At 46.1% G+C, this 18,457-nt stretch carries 6 protein-coding genes; 5 read left to right on the top strand and 1 reads right to left on the bottom strand.

The features are described 5' to 3' along the window. A partial coding sequence (locus QUA43_RS24580) for a calcium-binding protein (RefSeq protein WP_333377204.1) occupies positions 1 to 5,037 on the bottom strand: 5,037 nt, incomplete at its 3' end. 1,429 nt (positions 5,038 to 6,466) lie between these two features. Between QUA43_RS24580 and QUA43_RS24575 the strand changes: the two genes are divergently transcribed. The 5 genes from QUA43_RS24575 to QUA43_RS24555 all read left to right on the top strand — a co-directional run bounded on the left by QUA43_RS24575 (position 6,467) and on the right by QUA43_RS24555 (position 18,399). After that, positions 6,467 to 7,165, top strand: coding sequence for a hypothetical protein (locus tag QUA43_RS24575; RefSeq protein ID WP_333377202.1), 699 nt, complete (start codon positions 6,467 to 6,469; stop codon positions 7,163 to 7,165). 25 nt (positions 7,166 to 7,190) lie between these two features. Next, the gene (locus QUA43_RS24570) at positions 7,191 to 8,348 is read left to right on the top strand and encodes a DUF1822 family protein (protein WP_333377200.1); all 1,158 of its coding nucleotides are present in this window, start codon (positions 7,191 to 7,193) and stop codon (positions 8,346 to 8,348) included. 31 nt (positions 8,349 to 8,379) lie between these two features. After that, complete coding sequence (locus tag QUA43_RS24565; RefSeq protein ID WP_333377198.1) at positions 8,380 to 10,320, top strand: CHAT domain-containing protein; 1,941 nt, start codon at positions 8,380 to 8,382, stop codon at positions 10,318 to 10,320. Next, positions 10,317 to 11,423, top strand: a complete 1,107-nt coding sequence (locus tag QUA43_RS24560) for a hypothetical protein (RefSeq protein WP_333377196.1) — start codon at positions 10,317 to 10,319, stop codon at positions 11,421 to 11,423. The genes QUA43_RS24565 and QUA43_RS24560 overlap by 4 nt, the downstream gene beginning before the upstream one ends. 403 nt (positions 11,424 to 11,826) lie before the next feature. Beyond that, positions 11,827 to 18,399, top strand: a complete 6,573-nt coding sequence (locus QUA43_RS24555) for a CHAT domain-containing protein (protein ID WP_445301999.1) — start codon at positions 11,827 to 11,829, stop codon at positions 18,397 to 18,399. The last annotated feature ends 58 nt before the right edge of the window (positions 18,400 to 18,457 follow it).

The following is an 18,457-nucleotide window of genomic DNA, read 5'->3' as shown; positions in this document are numbered from 1 at the left end:
GGTATCGCTGCCGGATTCTCCCAGCAAGTTGTCCGCGTCGTCTCCTCCCCAAAGAGTGTCGCTATCGTCGCCACCGAACAGGGTATCGAGGCCGGATTGACCGTAAATTCGATCGCGCCCTTGGTTGCCCTGAAGCAAATCATTGCCCAAACCGCCGTCAACAATGTCATCGCCACGGTTGCCGATAACCGTGTCATTACCGACTTGTCCGAACAAACTGTCGTTATTATCACCACCGTCGAGAATGTCGTTACCGTCGCCGCCTTCGAGGGTATCGTTTTCAGTACCGCCGTCGAGGGAGTCGTTGCCGAGTTCCCCAAAAAGTCGGTCTTTCCCTGAGTTGCCTTCCAGGATGTCATCGCCACCGAAGCCGTACAGAGTGTCGCTGTCAGCTTGACCGAGAAGGGTATCGTTGCCGTCGCCTGCTAAGAGTGAGTCGTCGCCGAAACCGCCTTGCAATAAGTCGTTGCCAGCTTGACCGAACAGGGTGTCTTTGCCGTCGCCACCGTAGAGGGAATCGTTGCCTTCTGCTGCATCGAGGATGTCGTTGCCAGATTCCCCAAACAAGTTGTCATCGCCGGCTTTGGCTGATAAAGTGTCATCGCCTTGACCTCCCCACAGATAGTCATTGCCACTTCCGGCATCTAAAATGTCTTTGCCGTTTTCGCCGTAGAGGGAATCGTTGCCTTCGCCAGCATCGAGGATGTCATCGCCGTTTTCGCCGTAGAGGTAGTCGTCGCCAGCTTGGGCTGATAAAGTGTCGTCGTCTTGACCACCCCAGAGATAGTCGTTGCCTGCGCCAGCATTGAGAAAGTCTTTGCCACTATCGCCGTAAAGGGAATCGTTACCTTCGGCTGCATCGAGGCTGTCGTTGCCGCCTTCGCCAAACAGGTAGTCGTCGCCAGCTTGGGCTGATAAAGTATCGTCGTCTTGACCACCCCAGAGATAGTCGTTGCCAATCCCGGCATCGAGAATGTCTTTGCCGTCGCCACCGTAGAGACTGTCGTTGCCTTCTGCTGCATCGAGGGTGTCGTTGCCACCTTCGCCAAACAGGTTGTCGTCGCCGGCTTTGGCGTATAAAGTGTCATCGTCTTGACCACCCCAAAGTTGGTCGTTGCCAATTCCGGCATCGAGAATGTCTTTGCCATCGCCACCGTAGAGGTTGTCGTTGCCTTCTGCTGCATCGAGGGTGTCGTCGCCCGCTTCGCCGTAAAGGTTGTCGTCGCCTTCTTTGCCTAGGAGGATGTCGGCATCGTCCCCGCCGTAGAGTTGGTCGTTGCCGAGGCCGGCATTCAGGGTGTCTTTGCCGGTACCGCCGTAGAGATAGTCGTTGCCTGTTCCGGCGTCTAGGGTGTCGTCGCCTGCATCGCCTGCGAGAGTGTCGTTGCCGGCTTCGCCGATGAGGGTGTCTTGGTCGTCGCCGCCGGAGAGTTCGTCGTCGCCGGTGCCGCCGTAGATGAGGTCGGTGTCTGCTTCTCCGTAGAGTTTGTCGTTTTCGCCTTCGCCGTAGATGGTGTCTTTGTCTTCGCCGCCGTACACGAAATCGTCGCCAGCGCCACCGTAGAGTAGGTCTTTGCCTGTTTCGCCAAAAATTGTGTCGTTGCCGTAACCAGCGTCTCCGGCAACGGTGTCGTCATCGCTACCGGCGTAGATTAAGTCGTCGGCATCGCCACCTCGGATGTAGTCTCGACCGGCTTCACCGTATAGGGTGTCTCGGTCTTGGTTGCCGTAGATGCTGTCGCCGCCTTCGCCGCCGTAGATTAGGTCGTTGCCGAATTCGCCGTAGAGTTTGTCGTGGCCAGCGAGTCCGTAAATGCGATCGTCCCCAGCATCGCCAGTGATAACGTTAACGGTATCGTCGCCGGTAATATTATCGTCATGCCGAGAACCGGCGACGTTTTCAATATCGGCAATTTTGTCTTGGTCTCCCCAGCCGTCGGTAGCATCGCCTGTTTGTAAATTCACAGTAACGCCGTTCGGGTCGCGGCGGTAGCTGAGAATGTCGATGCCTTCTCCGCCGTAAAATGAGTCATTGCCGGCATTGCCAATTAATAAATCGTTGCCTTCTAATGCCCAAATTCGGTTATCTTTTTCGTTGCCCATTAAGATGTCTTCAAAGCGAGTACCGATGATATCTTCTAAATTTCTCAAAGCATCGGTAGTGCCAAAACCGTCTTTACCAGTACCGGCCGCAATTTCAAAGTCCCGTTCGAGTTCGGTGTAATATTCGCTGGGATTAACTGCGGTGACGAATTCTTTGAAACGTTGGTTGGTGTTGTTGTCGTAGTCGCTATTTTCGTCAATATTAACGATAACGCCACTGGGAGAGTTTTTGTAATTAACGAGATCGACTCCTTCTCCCCCGTCAATTAAATCATCGCCGATTTCTCCGATTAACGAGTCATCGCCAGTACCGCCAAATAATTCGTCATTGCCAGCGTTGCCGTTGAGAGTGTCATCGCCACCTTGGCCTAAAAGTACGTCATCATCGAAGCCGCCAAACAGAGTATCTTTGCCGTCACCACCGTCGATGTAATCTTGGCCTTGACTGCCGAAAAGATTGTCTTCGCCAGCTTGTCCGTAAATATCATCGTCGTCGGCCCCGCCATCAATGATGTCTTGGCCGTCGCCGCCTTCTAGCCAGTCATTATTTTCGTTGCCTTGGATGATGTCGTTGCCAGCTTGTCCGTAAATTCTGTCATCTCCGGTATTGCCGGAAAGCAAGTCTTGGCCGTTGCCACCATCAATGAAGTCATCGTCTGCGTTGCCTTCGATGGTGTCGCTGCCGTCTTGTCCGTAGAGGATGTCGTTGCCTTCGTTGCCTTGGATGAAGTCGCGGCCGCTGCCACCTTCGGCGTAGTCTTCGCCCGTGTTGCCTTGGATGATATCGTTGTCTGCGCGGCCGTAGAGTTTGTCATCGCCGCTGCCTCCGATAAGGACATCGTTATCGCTACCGCCATCGAGGATGTCGTCGCCATCTTCACCAAAAAGTTGGTCGCTGCCAGCTTCGCCGTAAAGTAAGTCGGCATTTAATCCACCATAAAGTTGGTCTTGGTCTTCGCCACCATATAAAATGTCGTTTCCGGCTTCTCCTTGTAACAAATCATCGCCTTGTTCGCCTCGCAAGTCGTCATTTCCAGTGCCGCCATTGAGGGTATCTTTGCCAGTTCCGCCGTAAAGAGAATCATTGTTTTCTTCTCCTTTTAAGTCATCGTCTCCTTCTTCCCCGTAGAGTTTGTCTTCACCTTGGCCACCGTATAAGGAATCATTTTCGGTGCCGCCGTAGAGAGAGTCATTGCCATTTTCTCCTCGGAGGTCATCGGCACCTTGTTCGCCACGCAGTTCATCTTCGCCATCGCCACCGTAGAGGAAGTCGTTATCTTGACCGCCGTAGAGAGTGTCATTGCCGTTTTCTCCTCTTAAATCGTCGCTGCCTTCATCACCTCGAAGGTCATCATTGTCATCGCCGCCGTAAGCTGTGTCATTATCAGTGCCACCGTAGAATGTATCGTCTCCTTTTTGTCCCCAAAAAAGGTCGTTTCCGCCTTGGCCGTAGAAGATATCGCTGTACTCACCGCCAGTCATTTGATCGGCAAAATTTGAGCCGCTGATGATTTCGATATTTCCCAGAGTGTCTACAGTTTTCGCGCCTTTTACCACAAAGCCATCTTCAACTTTGTAAACATCGGAATTACCAACTTTGTCTGCCCAAACTTTAATTCCAATTGGACTGCCGGAGTAACTAGCAGTATCAGTTCCTCCTGGTCCGCCGTCCAAAAAGTCGAAGCCAGAATCGCCTGTTAAATTGTCACTGTCACCTGTCCCTTGCAAAACATCGTTGCGTAAGCCACCCTGAATGTTACCATCTCCTTGAACCCAATCATCATCATTGGTAGAACTCGTAGTAACCGTTCCTTTGGGGAAATAGAATCCTTTGGGGTGTAGTTCGTAGAAAACATTCTTCAAATAATCATCAACAACATTTTTGTGTTGAGCCAGGTATACGTTAAATTCATGTTCGCTAATTCCTGGACCGATCATTCCAACTCCTAATTGAAAAATTTTAGTTAATTTTTCCCAGACAAATGGGTTAGGCTGATCGAGTTGAAGCCATGTTACTGGATCGTTATTTTTGAGATTATTGTTGGAAACATTTTCTCCTTTATATAAAGTAAGACCGCCCGCATTGATATAGCTACTTGGCGAACCCATTGCTAGGACTTTAATTCGATCTGCCTTGCTAGCTCCTCCGATTTCTTGCAAGCCATCTTCTAGGAAAAAGTTGCCTTGAGAGTGACCAACTAGAATTAGAGAATTATTTGGTGTAATAAGCCATTTGTTTACATCTGGAACCCACAGGCTATTTACGTCCTGACTAGGTGCTATATCTGGATACCAGAATTGTTTGAGAGCTTCCTTTAAATCTGGGTTAAGAGCATCAAACAAACTATTAATTGCAGCATCAATTGGCTCTGGCAAAAATTTTTGCAGAAACTTTATTGCCTTGGCTGTAAAATCTGCATCGCTGAAAAGATTAACTGCGCTTCCGCCACTAGCAAAAACATTCACAAAGCTTTTAGCTAATTCATAAGCCTCTCCAAATTCATTAAATAAATCAAAAGCTTTTTGAAACTTGCCAAGAAACGAGCCAAAAAAATCACCTAAATTAAAACCAGAATCTTGAGCGTCTTTATAATCTTTGGCTTTGCTAGGACTCCAATCATCAAAATTAATAAGATTATTAAGAGCCATTTCAAAGACAAAATTAGTTGCAAAGGAAGCAAGGTCTACAAAATCTTTCCCACCTGATGTATTTAAGTATCTGTCATCTAGTTCAATTGAGCCTCGAAAACCTGATTCACCTTGCGCCCATTTATTGTTACGGATTTTCCATTGTGCGTCAAGTAAATTCAGGTCACGATTAAACTCAAAGTCGAGAGTACGAATTCCATTGACATAGAGAAGATGAGATTTACCCCCATCTTCAACCAGTTGGTCGTAGACTTTATCGAAATCAAATTCTTTAGAAGTAGCCATGATATTTATCCTCGCATGGTAGATACAATGTGTTCTGAAAATTGACAAAGCGACTCTATCGACAAGCCCGATCGCACTTCTGCACTTTCGTACTCTCTAGCTGTCGTATATCCGTCATTTACCCAAACTGAAGTCTCGCGAAGTGCGATCGCACTTCAACTCTGTTGTCGCAATTACCAGTTCAAATGAACTCAATAAATGCAACCGTGGAAATAGACTAAACCAACATCGGAAGAACCCCTTTCCCATATCCGTTGGGAATTTGGTTCGGATTTCGATCGGGAATTTACGCGCGATGCGACTTTTGAATAAATCTCAACAAGTGCGATCGAACTTCGTAATTTCCCTTCTGTTTATTTATCAGGGTGATCTCAGTGGTTTTATGCAAAACTCTCAAGTTTTTTTTGATAAAGTTTTGCAAACACCAGTGAAAGTACGGAACAACGGGTGTTTTCGGGATTTAAGGGCGATCGAATCACGCGCTTTCCCACAATCCGGCGGGGAATGAATTCCCCGCCTCATAGCCAAAGTCCTCTCAAAGAGGACTGGTAAATTCTTCAGTCGTCTTCAGACGACTTTCGCTTTGAGGCAGGGGTTTAAACCCCTGCCGGACTGCTGCGGAATTACGAGATAGCCGGATTGCGCCATCGATCTGGTTGTTAGCGCCAAAGATCGATCGCCCCTAAAGCCTTTTTGTTATTCCTATTTACTGATCGGGGTGAGCTCGGTAGTTTTATGCAGAACTCTACGGATTTTTTTTGTAAAGTTTTGCAAACACTGGTGAAAGTACGGAACAACGGGTGTTTTTGGGATTTTAAGGGCGATCGAATAACCCGCTTCCCCACATTCCGGCAGGGAATGAATTCCCCGCCTCATAGCTAAAGTCCTCTCAAAGAGGACTTGTAAATTCTTCAGTCGTCTTCAGACGACTTTCGCTTTGAGGCAGGGGTTTAAACCCCTGCCGGACTGCGGAATTACGAGATAGCCGGATTGCCCGATCGATCTGGTTGTTAACACCAAAGGGCGATCGCCCCTAAAGCCTTTTTGTTATTCCTATTTACTTATCAGGGTGAGCTCAGTAGTTTTATGCAAAAATCTCAAGTTTTTTTTGATAAAGTTTTGCAAACACCAGTGAAAGTACGGAATAACGGGTGTTTTCGGGATTTAAGGGCGATCGGTGTTACGCACTGGTGGTCAGAAACCGGGTTTTTCGCAGAATACTTCGTTACAAACCTGCATAAATCGCAAAAACCCGGTTTCTTTGGTTTTGATGCGTCTTAACAAAAATTCACATCTAATTGAACGGCCAAATCCAGCGCACAGCAACGCTTTCAACCATCCGCCCAAAAAAAATTCAGAATTTCGCATAAATTCCTCCAACTTACCCTGATAAGTAAATGTAGGAACAAAGTTGCGGCCGCACTGAACTATGAATGATGAGTACATCCCCTCCGAGGGGGAAGACCACCCATCCGATCGCCAACTGCTATATCAAGAGTTCGACAGCCTTGTCACCCAAATTTGTCAGGAAACCTCGAACTCTTGGAAGCGAAGACGTTTGGTGAATCAGCTTGTGATTAAAATGACAAACTCCGGTCTGATCTGGAAGGATAACGTACCTTACTATGAAGACGCTTTGCAAGAACAGTGGGAGTTTTTCTATAGCAATTTGTGCGAATCCCGCACTGGCACTAAGTACAATCGCGATCGCAGCAGTGTCATAACTTGGTTCAATAATTATTTCAAGTGGCGGCTGCTAAATTGGGCTTCCAGAGTAGATAGAGAAAATCAGAGGAGATGCGATCGAGAAAAAATTTCAGAAGACGGAATGCCGATCGATCGAATCGAAATTTTGCCCGCTGAGGATGAAAGCCATATTCTCGAATGTATTCAATACTTTGAAGAAGTCAAAATCTGGATCGAGACTAACCCTAATGGGGTGTTAAACGAGCACATTCGAGGACGAAAAGATCTAACTTGTCAAGTTATATTGAGAAGTTTGTCATCGGGTCAAAAATTTACAACAATAGCAGCAGAGTTTGCCTGTCCTTATCCGACAATTCACGGCTTTTACAAAAAGAAATGTCGCCCTCTTTTGGCTGATTTTCGCGAAAATCATGACTATTAATTATACAAGGAGTTAAAGTAGGAAAATGAAAAATACTACTGCCGGAATCCAATCATTGCCAATGCCAATTACCCAAAAAGCAATTCGTCTAGCATGGCAATTTGCTTCCGAACACAACCATCCACAAAAAGTAGAACAACTTTATCTCAACACTTTGGCAGTGTTGGCAGTTTGCGATTATTTAAAAATTTTAGATATGGAAACTGACTTGACTAAATGCGATAGCTGGGACCCAGTAATTCGCATTTTTGAAAATGTGGCAGATTTGTATATTAAAGGCTTGGGCAAAATTGAGTGTCGCCCACTTAGAAGCGCGGGCAAGCAAGGTGAAAATGCCCAGGAATATTCCTCGACTAATTTACCTGAAATCTGCCCTGTTCCCATAGAAGCCAGGGAGGAACGCATCGGTTATATTGTAGTAGAAATTGATGAGGATGAAAAGGAAGCAAGATTGCTGGGATTTTCCCCAACTGCGGGGACGGGGGAATTAGTATTGAGCGAGTTGCATTCCCTGGATGACTTCTTGCTCCACCTGGAACATATATCTGAATCTCAAGTCAATCTGCGTCTGTGGTTGGAGAATGTATTTACATCTAATTGGGAGTCGGTTGAATCAATCTTCAATCCGCAGCCTTCGACTTCCCCTGTGGAAATTGAAAACCCGGTTAAATCTAATTTAGGCAATTGGTTGAAGAATGTTGCAGAAAAAGGTTGGCAGAAAATTGAGCAAGGTAAAGAAAATTTAGAAAACCTAATTTTTCCTGAAGAAAACCCCAATTTTGCATTGCGAGGAGGTGGAAATTTGAGAAGAGAATCTGCCTTGCAGGGGCGTCAAAGCAGCATCAATAGGTTTCCCGAAGCTGATGTGACGCGGGCTAAGTTGATAGACTTGGGAATGCGTTTCGGAAGGACGAGTGTTGCTTTGTTGGTTGCTATTGCTGAAGAGGACGATCGCACTCTCAGAGTTCACGTCCAACTCCATCCGGCGATCGGAGAACCTTACCTGCCAGTCAATATTAAACTGTCGTTAATATCAGACACTGGAGAAAATCTACACGAGGTAGAATCAACGGTTCAGAACTTGTGCATTTTGCTGAACGATTTTCACGTAGATCCAAACGAGAGCTTTAGTATTCGAGTAACTTTAGATGATTTAAGCATCACAGAAACTTTTGTGGTATGATTTTGTCATTAACTTTACCCGTATCTAATTTATGAGCTTAAGAATTATCTTGGCTTTAGGGTTCGGCAGTTTAAAAGACGGCTTTCCTCACATCGTAGCGGAGATTAAACAAAGCGGAATAACAGTTTATAAATTTGAAGGAAGTTTGCCGCCAGCACCCGAAGTTGAGAAGCTGCACGCAAGGTGGAAAATTATTTGCGGTGCGGTGATATCTACCCGAACCGCTTCTGGGATTAAAATCAAGCAAACAGGAATAACAAATATTTCTGAAGACAACCCTGGTGCTATATATCGAGGTTTGAATGAAGCCATGAGCCGATGGCTGGCTAGTGAGGATTTTTACACGGGAATTGAGCGAAATCTGAGAAAAGAGCTTCGCGAAAGCGGCGGCAGCTCTGCATCCTTTGAAGTATTTATAGAAAGTAAGGATGCGGATATTTGGGAGTTGCCTTGGGATGCGTGGAAATTTCGCGAATATTACAGCAATTCTGAAATAATTCAAAGTACGTCCCAGTATAGAAAATTTCCCAAAAAGGCCACCTCAGCAGGAATTCCTCTGTCTTCCAGAGGTAGAATTTTATGCGTGTGGGGTAACAGCCAGGGAATTGATCTTAAAAAAGATAAGAAAAGTATCAAAAAGTCGGTGGGCGATCGCTGTAAGAAGTTAAAATTTCTCAGACATCCAAAACCTGAAGAGTTGCGCGCGCATCTTGAGGATGAAAAAAACTGGCAAATTTTATATTACGGGGGACACAGCAACAGGAATGCTACCCACGGGTGGCTGCACATCAATCAGACGGATATCGACAATACTGTAACAGTAGACTATTTAAAAAAGGGCTTGGAAAAATCGATTTTTAAAGGCTTGGAGTTGCTAATTTTAAATTCGTGTTCCAGCCTGGGATTGGCAGCAGATTTAGTGGCTGGAGGTCTGCCTTTACCGTCAACTATCGTGATGCGCGCGCCCATACCAGATGCGATCGCTCACTATTTTGTCAAGTCTTTGTTCAGATATTTAGGCGAAGAAGATCCTTTGTTTTTAGCAGTGCGAAAAGCTAAGGATGATTTGCGCCGATGGGAGTCTGACTTTCCCGGCGCTAGCGCGATACCGGTGCTGTGTCAGCAGCCGACTTTTGAGGGATTGACTTTACCTTGGATTTTGGGCAAAAGGAAGTATACTTCGCGACCGCATAGCGCGAACCAAAATCCATCAATTATAAATAACTATGCTAATTTAAGCAGTAGTCTGTCTTTTTTGAGGATTTTTACCTTTTTTGACCGCTGGACATCGTTTTCTTTTATCTCTATTTTTATATCTAATTTGATGCACCGCTTCGGAATCGGTTTAGCTATTACCGCTAGCAGTTATATGTTAATGGGCCCGATACTTGCCCCAGTTGCGAATCAAATTGGCATGGAAAACCACCGTCAAAATAAACCTTTAATTGCTAAATTATTCTACAATTTAGCAAGCTTAATTAACCTGAATTATGCACAACCTTACTATAATTTAGCTATGTTATGCGACGAATTGAATGACGATCGAGGTGCGTTAGAGGCAATGCAAAATGCTGTATTGCGAGGACTTCCTGATGCTTCTGCTCAAATATCTAAATTATTCATCCGCAAGGATAAACATCAACCAGCTTTAAAGGCGATAAACCTTTGTTTAGAACACGCTAAATACGACGGAGTAAAAGCGGCTTGTATCAAGAATCGCGGCTGGATACGCTTGAAAGAACAGCAATATGACGATGCAGAAATGGATTTCCAAACAGCAATTGGATTGACAGACAATAGCCCTGAAGCTCACTGTTTTTTAGCACGGGTTATGGAAACTCAAGGTAAGCCACATGAAGCGTTAGAACACTGGGAAAAAACGATTAAATATTCTAAATCTAGCGTACCAGAACAAGAGCAATGTATCCAAAGTGCCAAACAACATTTACGAATAAAAGGAAATATCAAGTGAAAATCAGGATTGCAGTTTTTATAGCTTTAAGTTCGATCGCAACTACCGCACTAGCAGCCAGTAACAGAATATCCAACGGACTGATTATCCATAGTAGCGGAGAAGTTGCGATCGAGCGCCAAAACGGGCTAATTGTTCGCCCTACCAGCGGTACGCCGATTTATCCGGGAGACACACTGCGAACAGCACAAAACGCCCAACTGACGATCCAATGTGCCGATTTGGGAATTAAGTCGATCGCAGGGAGTGAAAATCAATTGAATAGCTGTTTGTTAGCCAAAGAAGAGTCGAAATCTGATTGCAGCCGCGACTTGATTAAATGTCCCGATCGCGGCGACGATAAAATTGCTTGGAATAGCGCGCCAATTCCTTATATTATCAGTCCGCGGCGCACGAAATTGCTCGACAGCAAGCCAATTTTGCGGTGGAATCCGGTTGCTGGTGCTACTAGCTATAAGTTGAGCCTCCGCGAAAATGGAGCCAAATTAAACTGGGAAATGACTGTTAGCGGTACTGAGGCTGTTTATCCGGGGGAACCGGCGCTGAAACCGGGTGTTAGGTACAGATTAATTGTCGAGGCGAATACGGGTGCTTCTTCTGAAAGTGCTGTGGGAGAAGGAGATACAGAGTTTGGGTTGCTGGATGAGAAGCAGGTTGAGGCTGTTAAGGATGCGGTTGGGGCGATCGACAAACAAGTACCTAACGAAAACGCCAAAAAATTAGCAATTTCTAGCGTTTATCTTAACACAAACTTGATTGCCGAAGCAAGAGAAATCTTAGAAAATTTACAAGAAACAGGCGTGAAAACACCGCCCATTTATCGCACGTTGGGCGATTTGTATCTGGAAAAGCTACAACTGGTTCCCCAGGCTGAAGTCTACTATTCCAAGGTGATTAATACGGCGAAACCTGACGATATTGAGGAGTTGACAGCAGCTAGATACGGATTGGGGCAAGTTCATTCAGCGATGAGAAATAATCTGGAAGCTATGAAATATTTGCGAATGGCAAAAGATGGATATACAACTTTGGGAGATTTGCCAATGGCCCAAAAGGTAGAGAAGCAATTGCGGGATTTGCAAAGGAGGGAACAGAGGAAATAGTAACTGGCTGTGACGTTAATTCCGGCAGGGGTTGTGACGTTAATTCCGGCAGGGGTTGTGACGTTAATTCCGGCCGGGCTTGTGACGTTAATTCCGGCCGGGAATGAATTCCCGGCCTCAAAGCAAAAGTCCACTAAAGTGGACTGATATCAAACTTTTTCTACAGTCTTCTTCCGCGGAGTGTTATCAAACTTTTTTCTACAGTCCTCATAGCGAGGACTTTCGCTATTAGCCAGGGAATTCATTCCCTGGCGGATTGGCGGACTTTGGGACTATCAGAGGGCGCTGGTGGGCTTTCGCAATTATCAGAGTGAAATCGATATCATCTACTAACAAAACCATGAAATCAACACACAAAAAAACCCGCTTTTTCCTCACCTTTCTCTCATTTACCACCTTAGCAATGTGGGAAATAGGACTTTTCTCCGCATCCCAAACAGCCACAGCCCAAATTACCCCCGCAACCGACGGCACCAATACTCAAATTACTCCCAGCGGCAACCAATTCAACATCAACGGCGGCCAACAATCCGGCGACGGTGCAAATCTATTTCACAGTTTCCAAGAATTTGGTTTAACTCAAGGGCAAACTGCCAATTTTATATCAAATCCTAATATCCGCAATATTTTAGGGCGAGTTGTCGGCGGCGATGCTTCGCTGATTAACGGATTAATTCAAATAACGGGCGGCAATTCCAATTTATTTTTAATGAATCCGGCGGGGATTGTTTTCGGAACAAATGCCAGTTTGAATGTGCCTGCTGCTTTCACTGCTACTACTGCGACGGGCATCGGTTTTGGCAATAACTGGTTTAGTGCGGCTGGTACTAATAATTATGCTCAATTAGTCGGAAATCCTAATAGTTTTGCTTTTACAAATACACAGCCGGGAGGAATTGTCAATTTAGGCAATTTGGCTGTGGGACAAGGGCAAAATTTAACTTTATTGGGCGGCACGGTTTTGAGTACGGGACAACTTTCTGCACCGGGAGGAAATATTACTGTTGCGGCGGTTCCCGGTGAAAGTTTAGTCAGAATTAGTCAACCGGGAAATCTGTTGAGTTTGGAGATTCAGCCACAATCTATAGCCGGGAGTTTGCCTCAAAATTGGGTGTTGCCAGTTGCATCTTTGCCGCAGTTGTTGACTGGCGGCGGGGGAAGTGCAACGGGGGTGACAGTCAACGCTGGAGGGCAAATAGAATTAACTGGTTCTGGTTTGCAGGTAGAGAATGGAGATGTCACTGCTAAAGAAGTAACTGCGGAGACTGCAACGCTGTCAGCTAATCGCAATTTGACATTAGTTGAAAGTCAGTTGCGTACAACTGGCGATTTGAATTTGCTAGCTAACAATACAGTGCGGGTGCGCGACAGTGTGGCAAATCCGTTTGTGGCGAATGCTGGCGGAAATCTCTACATTCAGGGAAATCAAAGTATCGATCTTTTGGCGCTGAATCATCTTTCGCAAACGCCATTCGTGAGTGGCGGAAATTTGACTTTAGTGAGTGATGGCATAATATCTACCGATGCTCACTTTAGGAGCGCAAATAACACATCGATTGTTGATTTATCCGGTAAACCTGCGAATTTTATTAGTCTGTACGATCCAATTTTTACACAACCTGATGACTATACTTCAGGGGGTTACACGGGTGCATCTCTCAAGGTAGATACGACTTCTGGTACTGGAAATATTACTTTTAATGGAGATATCAATATTACGAGTGCCGATGCAACTTATGCTGGTGCTACTACGAGTGATGAATTTATATTGGGCAGTTCGCCATCGGTAATTTTGCGATCGGGTGGCAATATTCAAACAGGAAAGATTAGTACATTCAATTCTACAGATAATAGTGGTATAATATCTTTGACTGCTGGAGGCAACATCCTTACAGATAGACTTTCTACTGCAAATGTGACAGGTCTTATCAGTGTGAGTCTCACAACCGGTGACATTACTTTGAATGCAGGTGGCACTATTACTACAGGTAGTCTAGATTCTGCGGCGACCATACATTCGGGTGATATTACTATCAAAGCAAAAAACGATATATCTTTCAACTGCATTAGTTCTTTTTGTATAAATAGTTCTGGAACAGGAAAGGCTCAGGACATATCTAGTAGCAGGAGCGGTAATGTTACCATCATCAGCGAACAGGGAGGAATTATTTTTCCTCCCAATGGAGGATCGATTATCGCTGGATCGATTACTACCTCCCGAGTTGCTGGTTCTATCACTTTAGAGGCCACCCGTAATATTTCTGTGGGTGATATAATTTCAGGTAGTATATTTGGAGAACAAGCTGATCTTGCAAATATCAATATTACTAGCGTAAATGGAACTATTAACACTGGCGAGATAAATGCTATTTCCCAAAGCGATAATATAGGTGGCAATATACGTCTCTCTGCTAATGGAAATATTACAACAGGTAAAGTGTCTGCCTACGGTAGAGGGCAGAGTAACACACAGGGAGGCATAATTAATTTTACTAGCACTAATGGCAGCATTAATACAGGTGAATTCTACCAAAATACTTTGTCTTATGGGATGTTGGGTCTAATTTTTGCCCCTGAAAATGGTGGGTCAATAACTTTAATAGCAGATCGCGATAATATTACGACTGGCAATTTCAATCTAAGCGCAATTCAAAACGGCGGGACGATCGCCCTTAGAAGTGGGGGTACAATTAATATTGGCGCGATCGATGTCACGGGCGATCGCACTGCTGGAAATATTACCATTCAAGCCAGCACCGGCATCACAACACCGACAACAGGAACCGCGATCGCAGGTGATTCTAGTAACGGCAACGGTAGCAATGTTACTTTATCTACTGCCAGCGGTGACATTAATATAGGCGATGTATTAGTATCGGGAATACAGGGTGGAAATCTTAACTTTACTAATAGCAATGGAAATATTACTACAGGTCAGCTATTGACAAGTTATGACGGTTCATCTCCCGGTCTTAAAACTAACACAGGCGGCAATGTTAATCTAAATGCTGGGGGAAATATTACTACCAGCGACATCCGGGCGATCGGCAATCAAGACGGCGGATCGATTACTTTTAAAAGCGGCGGGGCGATCGACACTACCGCCGGAATTATCAATGCGATCGGCGGCAACAACGGCGGCAATATTTCCCTCGAAGCTGGAACCAACATCAGTACGGCAGGAATTGGTAGCGCCCTATTATTAAGCGGCTTCAACGCCAATAGCGGGAATCTTCGCATTCAAAGCGGCGGTAATATCGACACAACTGCCGGCCCAATTATTACCGCTGCGGCAAATGGTAAAGGCGGAGATATCACCATAAACGCTCAAGGAACTATTTCGACCTCGGACATTAATTCCCGCACTTTCGCTCCCAGTATTACTGTGACTGGCGGCAATATTGATGTTAAGGCAAATGACTCTATTACTGCCAGTGGCAAGATCGAAACTAACCGCAATAACATTACTTTTAACGCTCCGGTAACATTAGGTAATGACCTGTCGGTCAAAATTTTAGAGACAGGCGATATTACTTTTAAGTCTACTGTTGACGGGCCTTACAGTCTGACTGTTCAACCCGATGCCGGAAGTGTTGATTTTGGCGATGCTGTTGGCAAAGGGACTGCCCTCAACAGCGTCAGTATTCAAGATGATATTCCCAAAAATTCCGCTGCAATTAACATTATTACTACGAATAATATTACAGCTCAAAAAATCACCTCACCCGCCGGAATTTCTTTGTTTAGTGATAACGGAGAAATCACAACAAAAAATCTCGATGCGACTTCCCCTAACAATGGCGGTAATATCGCTTTGAGCGCTGGAACTAATATTACTGCGGGCGATATCAATACCTCGTCTGCTGGTAATGGCGGCAGTATCTTGCTCGACGCTAACGGAAGTATTACTGTTGGAAAAGTTGATTCTTCTGCTAAGGGGAATGCGGGCGATGTTACCGCGATTAACCGCAGCACGACCGGCAATATTGTTGTCAGTCAAATTGATGCTCAGAGTCAGGACACGGGTACGGGCGGAAATGTTTCGATTGTGACTGAAAGCTTTTTTCGATCGCTCAATTCCTTCACAGACAGAAACAGCATCAATGCTAGCATTTCTACGGCTGGAAGTCCTGGAGATGCTAACGGCGGTACAATAATTATCCGCCACGGAGGCAAGGGAATCACGCCTTTTATTGTCGGCAATTCCCAGACAAATGGAACGGCGGGTGCAATTACTAGGGGCAATAGCGATTCCATACAAACAATTTTGCCCGATCGCGAATATCCCTATACTCACACACAAGATCCCAGTCTCGCGCAAAATCGCGATCGCATTCAAATTATTTCCGTACCGCCGCCAATAGTTGCACCCACACCAGCAGCTACTCCCACGCCCGCAGCTACTCCAACACCCGCACCCACACCAGCAGCTACTCCCACGCCCGCACCGACACCAGCAGCTACTCCCACGCCCGCACCGACACCAGCAGCTACTCCCACGCCCGCGCCCGCACCCGCAGCTACTCCCACGCCTGCACCCACACCCGCAGATACTCCAGCGCCTTCCCCAACACCGACTCCAGCCCCCGCAAGCACACCCTCACGGCAATTCCCACCGCGTTTACCCGTCGCACCTACCCCAACACCGGAAAGCTCGATCGCACCTTTCCCAATTCCCCAAATATTTATCGAACCTGCCCCAATTCCCCAAACTTCGATCGCACCTTCGGCAACACCCGATCCGATAACTGGTTTTCCCATCGACTTCCAACTACCTGAATTGCCCGATTCATTCGTACTGCCACCCCGCGCGCGCCCCACACAGCCCTCAACACCCACAACCCCAAACGCTGCTGCCCGCCTAGCTTCGAGGCCTACCCTTCCCTCTGTTTCCCAAATCACCTCCTCCCTCGCCTCTCAACCTGCGATCGCCCCTCAACCTTCAAACGCGCCAAATCCCGCGCCCACAGCCCCTCTTGCCTCTCTAACCCAGCCTGTAACTCAGATTCAGCCAGCACCTGCAAGTGCGATCGTACCCGCGCCTACAAGTGCGATCGTACCCGCGCCTGCAAGTGCGATCGTAGCCGCGCCCGCTGTCAGCCCAAGCCAAACTCCCCAACAGGAGTTAGCTTTTTTAATTGGCGATTTATTGGGTGCTGAAACTTCTTTCGACCAAAATGCTGAAACGGGAAATACCCAATTAGATTGGAAGCGTAACAACGAAACAATTATCTCCCTAGAACTTCCTTACTCCCCGTCAGTTAATACGATGGCCGGAGCCGAAGCAAATAACCTAATTTTTACACAGACATCTACTGACAATTTAACTGTTTCAGTCGCAGAAACTCCGCCGGAAATAATTGTGCAAACTCCTAGTTTACCGATTGCTAATTCTGAACCATTTGATTTCAATCTTTCTGATGTTTGGGAGAGAATAGCTGCAATAAATACAGCGCCTGTTCAAGATTCACCGAGTATTACTCCAGCGCCCGCACCAATTCCCGAACCAACTCCAATTCCCGCACCAACTCCAGCGCCCGCACCAATTCCCGCACCCGCACCAACTCCCGAACCAACTCCCACTCCTCCTCCGATCGCAGAAAATCCCGCACCTGCAGATATTCCAAATATCTTTCCCTCACAAATTAGCCGATCGCTCGTCGAACAAACTTTAGACCAAGGCAATGCTAATGATGCTGTTGCTCTAATTGACCAACTGTTTGAACAAGACTACGAAAATTATTATGGGGAAAATTTCACGGATAAAAAAATCAACGTTCAATATCTGAGAGAAACTCTGAAAACAATTAAGGAGGAAACCGGGAAGCAAGCTGTAATTGTTTACGCGATCGTCCGTCTGAAAGAATTATCCCTAGTGTTAGTAGTTCCAGACGGCCCTCCCATTCTCAAAAACATCCCTGTCACTAGCGCAGTTTTGCTGGCAAACGTGGCAGAATTTCAGCGCTTTTTGGGTCAATCAAATGATTTGCAAAGTGAAGAATATTTGCCCATGTCTCAGCAACTTTACCAGTGGTTAATTGCGCCGATTAGTTCAACTTTAGAAGCATTAAATATAGATACGCTAGTGTTTTCTTTCGATGCCGGTTTGCGCCAACTGCCGCTATCCGCTTTGCACGACGGCAAGCAATTTCTGGTAGAAAAGTACAGTGTAGGCTCACTTCCTAGTGTCAGCTTGACTAACACCAATTATCAAAGTTTGCAAAACGCTCAAGTTTTAGCGATGGGTGCTTCAGAGTTTCCCCACACTGATAAACCTGCTTTGCCTGCGGTGCCGATCGAATTATCTGCGATCGCCGGTATCAGAAGCGACAGGAAAAATCAAGCGGGATTGAGCAGAAATGAAAGTTTTCTCAATCCTGCTGCCGAATTGCCCTTGTGGCGGGGACGGTCTTTTCTCAACGAAAACTTTACCCTAAACAATCTCAGCAAACAGCGACAGCAACAGGCATTTGACATTGTTCACTTTGCTACTCACGCTAGCTTTCCGCAAAATCAAAACGGACGCAAGGAAGCTGAGATTCATTTGTGGAACCGTTCTTTGGCGCTGGATGAATTTAGATCGGCGAAGTGGTACGATCGCCGACAAGTAGAGTTATTAGTGCTGAGTGCCTGCCAAACTGCGATCGGGGACAATACAGCAGAAATGGGTTTTGCTGGACTGGCCGTCCGCAGCGGCGTAAAATCAGCGCTAGCGAGTTTGTGGAAAGTTAATGATATCGGCACTTTGGCGTTGATGACCGAGTTTTACGGCAATTTGCGATCGGAAAACATTAAAGCTGAAGCCCTCAGAAAAGCGCAACTGGCAATGATCCGCAAACAAATTGTAGTAAAAGACGGTCAATTGCGGGGGACTGAAGGCGCGATCGACATTAATCAAGCCACACAAGCAGCAAATGCAGATTTCTCTCACCCGAAGTTTTGGGCCGGATTCACAATAATTGGCAGTCCTTGGTAAATTAATTGGAGATTTGATATTCACCAGTGGTAAGGTGTAAGGCTAGACGCACCCTACA

The organism is Microcoleus sp. N9_B4 (genome assembly GCF_036701635.1).
Lineage (GTDB): Bacteria > Cyanobacteriota > Cyanobacteriia > Cyanobacteriales > Microcoleaceae > Microcoleus.
The sequence above is the reverse complement of the archived record's forward strand: the minus strand, read 5'-3'. Positions and strand labels throughout refer to the sequence as shown.

What these genes read in the sequence shown, in the direction of transcription:
- QUA43_RS24565 (WP_333377198.1), top strand. Translation starts at nt 8,380, where the DNA reads ATGAGCTTAAGAATTATCTTGGCTTTAGGGTTCGGCAGTTTAAAAGAC.
- QUA43_RS24575 (WP_333377202.1), top strand. Translation starts at nt 6,467, where the DNA reads ATGAATGATGAGTACATCCCCTCCGAGGGGGAAGACCACCCATCCGAT.
- QUA43_RS24570 (WP_333377200.1), top strand. Translation starts at nt 7,191, where the DNA reads ATGAAAAATACTACTGCCGGAATCCAATCATTGCCAATGCCAATTACC.
- QUA43_RS24555 (WP_445301999.1), top strand. Translation starts at nt 11,827, where the DNA reads ATGTGGGAAATAGGACTTTTCTCCGCATCCCAAACAGCCACAGCCCAA.